The organism is Butyricicoccus porcorum, assembly GCF_002157465.1.
In the GTDB taxonomy this organism is placed as follows: domain Bacteria; phylum Bacillota; class Clostridia; order Oscillospirales; family Butyricicoccaceae; genus Butyricicoccus_A; species Butyricicoccus_A porcorum.
This window is the reverse complement of record NZ_NHOC01000012.1, coordinates 1-9,979: the sequence shown is the minus strand read 5'-3', so window position 1 is coordinate 9,979 and position 9,979 is coordinate 1. Positions and strand designations below refer to the sequence as shown.

General features: G+C 47.1%; 12 protein-coding genes. 6 read left to right on the top strand and 6 right to left on the bottom strand.

Features of this window, described 5'->3' with window-relative positions:
• From CBW42_RS12185 to CBW42_RS12160, 6 genes are all read left to right on the top strand, one after another.
• Window positions 1-949: phage baseplate protein (locus CBW42_RS12185; protein WP_242969877.1), on the top strand; the 949-nt coding region annotated here is incomplete at its 5' end.
• 69 nt (window positions 950-1,018) lie between these two features.
• Window positions 1,019-1,441: a phage holin family protein gene (locus tag CBW42_RS12180; RefSeq protein ID WP_087021972.1), complete on the top strand. Its 423-nt coding sequence runs from the start codon at window positions 1,019-1,021 to the stop codon at window positions 1,439-1,441.
• Window positions 1,434-2,225 carry an N-acetylmuramoyl-L-alanine amidase gene (locus CBW42_RS12175; protein ID WP_087021970.1) on the top strand — a complete coding sequence of 264 codons (792 nt, stop codon included), beginning with the start codon at window positions 1,434-1,436 and terminating at the stop codon, window positions 2,223-2,225. The genes CBW42_RS12180 and CBW42_RS12175 overlap by 8 nt, the downstream gene beginning before the upstream one ends.
• 224 nt (window positions 2,226-2,449) lie before the next feature.
• The gene (locus CBW42_RS12170; protein WP_087021967.1) at window positions 2,450-2,947 is read left to right on the top strand and encodes a hypothetical protein; all 498 of its coding nucleotides are present in this window, start codon (window positions 2,450-2,452) and stop codon (window positions 2,945-2,947) included.
• The gene (locus tag CBW42_RS12165; RefSeq protein WP_087021962.1) at window positions 2,948-3,364 is read left to right on the top strand and encodes a serine integrase family protein; all 417 of its coding nucleotides are present in this window, start codon (window positions 2,948-2,950) and stop codon (window positions 3,362-3,364) included. It abuts the gene before it with no gap.
• On the top strand, window positions 3,364-4,932 hold the full coding sequence (locus CBW42_RS12160; protein ID WP_087021959.1) for a recombinase family protein: 1,569 nt from the start codon (window positions 3,364-3,366) through the stop codon (window positions 4,930-4,932). The genes CBW42_RS12165 and CBW42_RS12160 overlap by 1 nt, the downstream gene beginning before the upstream one ends.
• A gap of 61 nt (window positions 4,933-4,993) precedes the next feature.
• On the opposite strand, the gene CBW42_RS15045 is transcribed toward CBW42_RS12160, so the two are convergent.
• The 6 genes from CBW42_RS15045 to CBW42_RS12135 form a co-directional block, all read right to left on the bottom strand.
• Window positions 4,994-5,863 carry a YecA family protein gene (locus CBW42_RS15045; RefSeq protein ID WP_087021956.1) on the bottom strand — a complete coding sequence of 290 codons (870 nt, stop codon included), beginning with the start codon at window positions 5,861-5,863 and terminating at the stop codon, window positions 4,994-4,996.
• A gap of 7 nt (window positions 5,864-5,870) precedes the next feature.
• Window positions 5,871-6,359 (bottom strand): hypothetical protein, encoded by a 489-nt coding sequence (locus CBW42_RS12150; RefSeq protein ID WP_087021953.1) that lies wholly within the window; start codon window positions 6,357-6,359, stop codon window positions 5,871-5,873.
• A 462-nt stretch (window positions 6,360-6,821) separates the two neighbouring features.
• Window positions 6,822-7,250 (bottom strand): transposase, encoded by a 429-nt coding sequence (locus CBW42_RS15435; protein WP_407922974.1) that lies wholly within the window; start codon window positions 7,248-7,250, stop codon window positions 6,822-6,824.
• Complete coding sequence (locus tag CBW42_RS15430; RefSeq protein WP_407922973.1) at window positions 7,235-7,546, bottom strand: hypothetical protein; 312 nt, start codon at window positions 7,544-7,546, stop codon at window positions 7,235-7,237. The genes CBW42_RS15435 and CBW42_RS15430 overlap by 16 nt, the downstream gene beginning before the upstream one ends.
• A 139-nt stretch (window positions 7,547-7,685) precedes the next feature.
• Complete coding sequence (locus CBW42_RS12140; RefSeq protein ID WP_087021949.1) at window positions 7,686-8,627, bottom strand: ROK family glucokinase; 942 nt, start codon at window positions 8,625-8,627, stop codon at window positions 7,686-7,688.
• A 33-nt stretch (window positions 8,628-8,660) separates the two neighbouring features.
• Complete coding sequence (locus CBW42_RS12135; RefSeq protein ID WP_087021946.1) at window positions 8,661-9,713, bottom strand: LacI family DNA-binding transcriptional regulator; 1,053 nt, start codon at window positions 9,711-9,713, stop codon at window positions 8,661-8,663.
• Between the last annotated feature and the right edge of the window lie 266 nt (window positions 9,714-9,979).

Here is a 9,979-nt window from a genome sequence, read left to right as displayed (position 1 = left end):
GATTACGGCATCTGTGACGGATTCCCGTGGGCGCACGGCGAGTACAACACAATCGATTACGGTTGTTGCATATTCGCCGCCGTCTATTACGGCATTTACCGCAAAGCGGTGTGATTCGTCTGGAAATTTGTCTGCAACAGGCAAATATCTTAAGGTCACATTTTCGGCATCCATCACAGATTTTGGTACTGCTGCAAGTACAGCAAATACCGCGGCGTACAAGCTGCAATACAAGAAAACAACGGCAGCAAGCTATACGGCCGTTACTTTGACCAGTTATGCCGGAAAATTTTCCGTTTCAAATGGCACATACAAGTTTTCAGCAGATAAAGCTGCGGCATATGACATTATTTTGACTGCAACGGATGCTTTTCGGTCTTTCGCCTGTACCGGCAAAGGCCCGGCGGCGATGACGCTGTTTTCCTTCTTGAAGGGCGGTATGGGAATTGCGTTCGGCAAGGTTGCGGATACAGAGGGCTTTGACGTCAATCTGCCTACCATCTTTCGCGGGAAGATGGCGTTTTATTCCGATGCGGCAACCTCCATGCTGGATTACTGCCATCCGGTCGGCACGATCTATGAAACGGTAGATGAAAATTTCGATCCGGCAGACACTTGGGGCGGTAAATGGGAACGTATCAAGGATAAATTTCTGCTTTCTGCCGGCGACACGTATGCAGCAGGCACTACGGGCGGCGAAGCGACACACAAGCTGACTACCTCTGAGATGCCGTCACATTCCCATCGGTCTTATGTATACAACAGTTCCGGTACGACGAGCTGGACACCCACATATGGAACCTATGCGGTCACGGTAGGCTGCGTGAATAATTCATCTCCGATCCAAACGTGGTGCGCGACGATTGCGCTGGATAAAACCGGAGATTCATCCGCGCACAACAATATGCCGCCGTATATTGCGGTCTACGTCTGGAAGCGCACGGCATAACAATACAGGCGGCTGTCTTCGGACAGCTGCTTTTCACATAGAAGAAATCAAATAATGGAGGAATTGTTTATGAAGGAATTTTGGAATGGAATCCAGCTGGTATTCGCCGTCATTGGCGGCTGGCTGGGCTGGTTTCTGGGCGAATGTGATGGGTTGATGTATGCGCTGATTGCATTTGTCATCGCGGACTACGTCACCGGCGTGATGTGCGCGGTTTCGGACAAGCGGCTGTCCAGCGAGGTGGGATTCAAAGGGATCTGTCGGAAGGTACTGATCTTTGTTCTGGTGGGCATGGCAAATATTCTGGATATGCATGTGATTGGCACCGGCTGTGTTCTTCGCACGGCGGTGCTGTTTTTCTATATCTCGAATGAAGGCGTGTCTGTGCTCGAGAATGCCGGTCACTTAGGCCTGCCGATTCCGGCGAAACTGCTGGATGTGCTGGAACAGCTTCATGAGGACGCGGAACAGGAGGATATTGACAATGAGTAAAACAATTACAACTGGATGGATTTCGGATAAAATCAATGGAATTGCGGTGACACAGTCTGCCTGCTCGTCTCAGAATTATGCGGCTTGCGCGAGCCGCGTGGTTTCCTATATCGTGATTCATTACACGGGAAATTCCAGTGATACCGCAGCCGCGAACTGTAATTATTTCAAAACAGGCAGACGCGGCGCATCAGCACATTTCTTTGCGGATGATACGCATATTATGCAGTCTGTCAAGCTGAAGGATCGTGCATGGCATGTCGGCGCAAATTCCTATAAGCACAAGGCCTGCCGCAACACAAATTCCATCGGTATTGAGATGTGCACCAGCGGCGGCTATAAGGTCAGCGCGAAGACCAAACAGAACGCAGCGCATCTCTGTGCATATCTTTGCAGGCTGCTGGGCATTACGGCAGGGCAGGTAGATACCTATGTGCTCCGCCACTGGGATGTCACAGACAAAAACTGTCCGGCACAGATGGCAGGAAACGGCAATGCAGAGTGGACGGCATTCAAGGCGGAAGTGAAATCGATTCTGAACGGTAAGCCGAATGCATCCACCAGCGCTCCCGTCTCAGCGTCGTCGTTCAAGGTTCAGGTCTCTATTTCGAATCTGAACATCCGCAAGGGGCCGGGTACGAACTATGCCAGGACAGGAAAAAAGACGGGCAAGGGCGTGTTTACGATCACCGAAACAAAGTCCGGCACAGGATCAAAAGCCGGATGGGGCAAGCTGAAATCCGGCGCAGGCTGGATTTCACTGGATTACTGCACCAGAGTATAGCCATAAACAAAACTTTACAAAAATAACCAGAAGAATATGATTGTTCTTCTGATTATAGAATTGATGGCCTGTGAGGGGATTTTTTTCCTTGCAGGCCCTTTTCCTTGCTCTTTTTCGTCCATAGACACTTCTAATGTCCAGAATGTAGTGAGGAAAGACCTTAGAACGGAGGAAATCATGAATACTACGGAAACAAAATCCATATTACACGAAGCTAATGCTCCATGCTTTTCATCCGGGATGATGACCTGAAGCTGGCCTTTGTTACCATGCTCAACAAACTTATCTACAGCCACAAGCTGGTCTTGAGACCGTACCTGAAGGCCATTCAGGAGAATTCCAGTGACGAAAACCTGCACCGTATTCAGCATCTGGAGCACCTGTTGGAGCAGAACACCGAGCAGCGTGAAACGTTGACAAAGCTCATAGCGCAAGACTATATTGACCAGATTCTCTACAACAGAGAAAACAATGCACTGCTGTCACAAGCTGACGGTTTCCGGGCAGATATCGAAGCATTGAGAACGAACATGACCGGAGACATGTCACGGGTTAGGGAAGCAGAGCGCCTGCTGCACTTTACAGAAAAGGAACATATGCTGACAGCCTTTGACGATATTTTGTTTGCAAGATTTGTTGACCACATTGATGTGTACTCCCGACAGAAAATCGGTTTTGTCATGAAATGCGGTCTTACTTTTCAAGAAAGGCTTGGTGATTAAATGGCACATACACCGTTTGGCTACCGGATTCGGAAGGGAAAAGCGATAATTGACGAGCCTGCCGCAGAAAAAATCCGACAGCTCTATAAGAACTACCTGAGCGGAATGTCCATGGTGGCAGCCGCCAAAGAAGCCGGCATCGATACTTATCACGGAACCGTCAAGCGCATGATGGAGAATCGTCATTATATGGGAGATGATTTTTACCCAGCAATCATCGATGTGAACACCTTCACGGAGGCCATGCTGGAGCGCCAGCGCAGAGCAAAGAAGCTGGGACGCACGGATCGCATCAAGCCACCGGTCAAGAAAACCTCACCGACAACCTTCACACTTGGGACAATCAAGGAATTTTACGATGATCCAGCAAAACAGGCTGAGTACCTGTACAGCTTGATAGAAAGCGAGGCAACATAATGGGAAATGTAATGGTGATTCCTGCAAAACGACAAGTCGGAAACACCGCCCGACAGCAGGATATAAAGCCAAAACTCCGAGTCGCAGCATACTGCCGTGTCAGTACCGACAGCGATGAGCAGGCGACAAGCTATGAGGCACAGGTAGAGCACTACACAGATTACATTCAGAAAAATCCGGAGTGGGAATTTGCCGGGATATTTGCAGATGATGGAATCTCCGGTACCAACACCAAAAAGCGAGAGGAATTCAACCGCATGATAGGGGAGTGCATGTCGGGGCAAATTAATATGATTATCACCAAATCCATCAGCCGCTTCGCACGCAATACACTGGACTGCCTGAAATACATTCGTCAGCTCAAGGAAAAGAACATTCCGGTCTATTTTGAAAAGGAGTCCATCAACACGATGGACGCCAAGGGCGAGGTCCTGATTACCATCATGGCATCGCTTGCCCAGCAGGAAAGTCAGTCATTGAGCCAGAATGTGAAGCTGGGACTGCAGTTCCGCTACCAGAATGGGCAGGTGCAGGTCAATCACAATCGATTTCTCGGCTACACGAAGGATGCAGAAGGCCATCTGATCATTGACCCTGCGCAGGCTGAAGTGGTCAAACGCATTTACCGAGAATATCTGGAAGGGTACAGCATGGACAAGATTGCCGCCGGTCTGGAGCGTGATGGTATTTTGACTGGCGCAGGGAAAACAAAATGGTGGACAAGCACCATCAACAAGATTCTCCGCAATGAGAAGTATATCGGTGATGCGCTGCTTCAGAAAACCTACACTACAGATTTTCTGAACAAGACCAGAGTGAAGAACACAGGCATTGTTCCGCAGTACTATGTGGAAGCTGACCACGAGGCGATTATTCCAAAGGATATTTTCATGCGGGTGCAGGAAGAGCTGGTGCGCAGGCGAGTAGTCAAAGTGAGCGCCAATGGGAAAAAACGCACCTACAGCAGTAACCACTGCTTTTCACAGATTGTCATCTGTGGAGAATGCGGTGAAATGTTCCGCAGAATCCACTGGAACAATCGAGGCTGCAAATCCATCGTATGGCGATGCATCAGCAGGCTGGAACCGACTGGAATGGAATGCCATGCGCGGACGGTCAATGAGCAGGAACTGGAACGGGTGGTAGTTGCTGCCCTGAATGAGCTGCTCGGTGACAGAGAAGGATACCAGCGCCAGCTCCAGCAGAACATCGCCGCAGTCATCCGAGCCTCGGCTACCGCATCAGCGGATGCCATCGATGAGAAGCTGCTGGAGCTTCAGCAGGAGCTTTTGAAGAAGGCAAACAACAAGGAAGCCTACGATGAGATTGCAGATGAAATCTTCCAACTCCGGGAGCTGAAACAGCAGACGGCGGTGGACACTGTCACAAGAGACGAGCAGATTGCCCGCATCACAGCGCTTCAGGATTTTATCCGTAGCCAGCCTGCCGAACTGACGGAATTCGATGAGGCACTGGTACGGCGCTGGGTGCAGAAAATTACCGTCTGGCCCGACAAGTACACGGTCGAATTGAAATCTGACCTTAAAGTGGACATAGATGCGGAATAGTGATGTGGGAACAACAAAGCCCTCCTGACCACCATGATTGATGGCCGGGAGGGCTACTATTTTATTCAAAAATGACTATTCCCTTTGGCGTAATAATATTTCTCTCATGCTGGTAGAAAAGATTCTTCCCACAGCACTTTTTAAATTTGATCCCGCTACCACATGAACACAGGTGATTTCTGCCGACCTTAATAATATCGTTTCTCTCACGCGTTTCCATTACCGTTTCTATAGAAAATTTTTGAAGATGCGGAAGACTCAGCGTAAGAAACTGGTCGAGCTTTTCAAATTTCTCAGCTTCACTCCTATTATCGTCTGCTAATTCAATTATGCAGCGCTTGTCTTCTGGATGACTGACTAAACAGGCAGCCTGAAATTCCTGAATTTCATCAATAATCTCTATCGCAATATCCCCATAATATAGGTTTCCTTTGATATGTGGACATGCTAAGCTCTGCATAGAATTCCCACAAATGCTGCAGTGTGATTTGCTAATTATGTACTCACTACTAACAAACACTTTATATGGATAAAGTGTTTCGTAGTTTTCTAACAATTCATATAAGTCAGGGAGTTCTTTACGGGCATCGATTGCTAAAAACTTTCCAACAAACTTTATTTCATCAAAACAATCTTGCAATATATTCCAAGACGATTTATATTTATGTTCTTCTAATAGTCTAAAATAAGCAGAAAGATCACAAAACAGCTGAAAATAGTGTTTGTAAATAAGTTGCGCGTTAGCCAGCTGTTCATCATCGTTCCCGATAGCTTGTTGTTTTACAGCATCAAATAGGTCCTTGCATTCATCGTATTCTTTGCGTGGATTCTCATAGTTTCCAGACATGATGCGATGTTTTAACGTATCCAATTGAGAGCAAATGGCAGACACTTCAGGGATCGTCTGACGTTCATGAAAATAATTAAGCATCGTTTCCTCACAGTTTATTTAGGTCTATCTTTTCAAAACTCTCCTTGAAGGTTTTTGCATCTCCAGAATAATGGATGTATTTTTCTTCGTCACCTTTCTTTGTCAGGAAAGTCACATCCACTTGAGCAGGTTCATTTTCACGGCCTTTTAATTTTTCCCCAATATAGTTACTTACCATATTGATAGCAAATGGTAGCAATACGCTGGAAGCGACCCATACAACTGGCATCCATATGTCAAACGAATGAAGAGAACGAATTTGAATATCGTCTTTTGCCAATATATCGAAAGTGTGCTCAGAAGAAGTTTTTCTGCAGTACTTTAAGAAGTCGATAGTTTCCTGCGCGAAGTAAAATTCATGATTTTCATAAGCGGTAGGAACCGCCAAGATATCGACGCTTCCCAATTTTGACTGAACATCACATGGAATGCCCTTGCTTGTATAATAATCAGAAAAATCAATGTTTGTGTTCCTAATAGTAATTTTGTTATCCATTTTTCTTCCTTTCCTATGTCTGTCACTAGATCCGAACACTCAGTTTCCCAAACAGTCGGGTGTGCTGAACTGCTGTCAATCTGTGACATCTAATCCACTAACTCAATTTTTCTGCCAATTTTCCACTTCGGCAGATATGTTCTCTCGCACATTTCCGAACAGGTGAGTTGGTGATTTGGATGTCAGCCAATATTGCCGAAAATGCCGGAAATAAGCGGATTTCCGCACTTTATTCCTCAATTGTTAGAGAATAAATAATAATGCAATGGAAATAATATATAATACAATAAATATTATAAGCCAAATTTAAAAAGAGATGTTAGAATGTAAAAATATATTGCAATTATTTGCAAGCGGTGCTGTCAACAGATAATACAGCTGGACTGGAGGATGCAAAGCCGAAGCGTTTAGTTGCAGCGTATTGCTGCGTCATACTGATATTGTCAATATTGGTTGACACATTTATCTCAAAGATGTCAATACATACGCTGCCTGCATCAGTGATTCATAGTATCTCTGCCGCTTAACCATTGGAGGAAGACCATCATTGGTGGTGAATATTCTCCTATTGTTCCAGTAACTGATGAAATGCCTCCATATCAAAACCTTTAGTTCAGCGATGGTCATGCTTTCTGTATCATCGCGGTCGTAGAGCAATTCACTCTTCATGCGTGCCCACATGCTTTCACAGCGGGCATTATCGTGGCACCGTCCTCCGGCGCTGTTCATACTCTGTTGTATGCCATATTTAGCGATAGTTTTTCTGTATTGTTTACTGGTGTACTGTGTTCCGCGATCACTGTGGATAATCGCTCCTCTGAGATTCGGATATGCCAGCATAGCATTATCCAGGGTGTGTTCGCAGAGAGTTGCTTTCATATTCTTTTCCATGGCAAGGCAAGGACACCGGAATCAAAGCAGTCGAAGATGGCCGAAACATAGAGTTTTCCATCCTTAGTCTTGATCTCAGTTATGTCGGTAACACATTTTTTGAGAGGTTCGTCAGAACGGAAATCTCTCTTGAGGAGATCATCAGATTTTCTCGCTTCCCGATCTGCTTTGGTAATACCATTAGGCTTTCTCTTCGAGCAGTGAGTAAAGCCAATTTTATCCATTATGCGGTAGACTGTCCGTTCGCTCGGAATAGATATCCCTTCAGGCTGTTTAAGCTGTAATAGCTGATACATACGGAACCGTCCATACGTATCATTATCATTATGCGGTATTGCCCTAAATATCATGAAACCCTAATCCCTGCGTGAGATATTAGGGTTTTTCTACAGGCTGAAACTCCCTCTCATCGAGGGAGTTTCCAAATAAATCTTCTCATGCGAGTACCATCTGTACCGCGCCATAGATACCGGCATCATTTCCCAGCTCAGCAAGAACGAATCTCGTATCCTCTGTAGCAGGGAACGCATATTGCAGGAAATACTTGCGAATCCCGTCTGTAATGATGCTGCCGGCGCGGGAGACACCGCCGCCGATGACAACGACTTCGGGATCGGCAACACAGGAAACCATAGCCAAAGCCTTACCGAGCATACGGGTCATCAAATCAACGACCTGCATCGCCGCCTCATCGCCTTCCTTTGCACAGTCGATGACATCCTTGCAGGTAAGCGGATCAAAGCTGTTCATTTTGGAGGAAATGCTGTCATCTTCAAGCAGCTTTTTCGCGCGCAGAACGACACCGGTAGCCGAGGAAAAACGTTCTAAGCAGCCGGACTTGCCGCAGCCGCAAACATCGTCACCCGGCTCAGCGACCTTGATGTGCCCGATCTCACCGCCCGCACCATGTACACCGGCGATCAGCTTGCCATCGACGATGACGGCACCGCCGACACCGGTGCCAAGCGTGATCATAACGAGGTTCTTGTATCCCTTACCGCTGCCGTTTGCCATTTCACCGAGAGCCGCGGCATTGGCATCGTTAACAATCTTGACGGGCAGATCATGACAAAGAGCGGATAACTGTGCCGCAATCTCTCCTCCCCACTGGTCGAGATTGACGCAAGGCTTGACATAGCTGTCATGGAGCACCGCACCGGGAACGCCCATGCCGACACCGGCGACCTCATCCAAAGAAATGGACTTTTCGAGCATTTTCTCATGAATCGACTGTGCAATATCAGGCAGTAAATGCTCGCCATGATTTTCGGTACGGGTGACGATCTCCCACTTTTCGATGAGAGTGCTGTCGGTGCGAAACAGACCGAGCTTTACGGTAGTGCCACCCAAATCGACACCAAATGCATATGTTTTCATGTTGTTCAGACCTCCTGTGATTTTTGTGTCCTATCAGTTTTCGTTGTCGGATGCGCGCTGTGTGGTATGCCATTGCATACAACTGTTCCGTTTGAGCAAATAATGGGGAACGATAATTTTGGTTGCGGCTAGATTGGGATTTTCGATATGATTGATGAGCTGAGACGCGGCTTCGATGCCGAGCTGCAGGGAGTTGATGTCCATGGTAGTGAGCGGCGGGAGCGTCAGCCGCGAGAACAGCGAATTGTTAAATGCTACAACCGATATATCCTGCGGAATGGAATACCCGAGCTTGCTGCATAAGCAGAGAAAGGTGGTAGCGAGAATATCATCACTTGCGACGATGGCAGTCGGTCTGTCGGGATGAGAGAGCATTGCAGCGATATTTTGTTCTGTTTCCTGTGATAAGCAGCTCATTTCGATGCAGAGAGTAGGATCCGGCATAATATCATGGCGGAGCAAAGCGGTCTGATAGCCGGCTTTGCGGTCAGCAGAAAAAGCGAGTGAGGTGTCACTGCCGAGATATGCAATGCGGCGATGACCTAATTGATAGAGATATTCTGTTGCCTCCTGACCGGCGAGAACGTTGTCATTGTCGACGCAAATAGTCTGATTGGCATATTTTTGCGGCTTGCCGATGAGGACATAAAGCAAGCCCTCATCATAGAGCGCATCGACGATTTTGTCGTCCTGTCTGGAATAGAGGAGGATAAAACCATCGACCTTGTCATTTTGCGCGGCGAAATGGATGGCAGCCAGTGTCTCATCATCGTTTTGACCGGTGATGACAGAGGCAGAGTATTGTCTCGCGTTGCAGAACTGCGTGATGCCGCGGATGGTCTCGAGGTAGAAGGAATTCTCATAGACCTCGCGTGCGGAAGGCGGCAGAATGATGCCGATGTTTTTTAGCTCCTGACGAGAATGATTTCCTGTCGGAGGAGCTGCTTCATATCCAAGCTCAAGCATGGCTTGGCGGACGCGTTTTTTTGTTTCGGCACTGATCGAGGGATGGTCATTGCAGGTGCGCGATACCGTAGAGGGTGAAACGCCGGCATAAGCGGCGACATCTTTGATGGTAACAGACATAAGTATTTGCACTCCATTTGGAAAAAACAGTATATAGTGTGAGGTAATAAACATGCTAGGGAACCTCTGATTTAATTCTCACCACCATATAGGTTGGGGATATGATAAAATAAGACTATCAAAACAAAGGTGGTGCATGACAATGAAGCAGGAAACATTTACAGACATGGAATACAGCTTCCGCAAGAAGAAAACCAAGCGGGAAGAATTTCTGGAAATCATGGACGAGATCATCCCCTGTCTCTTATACACATCTTCCTGCTCAA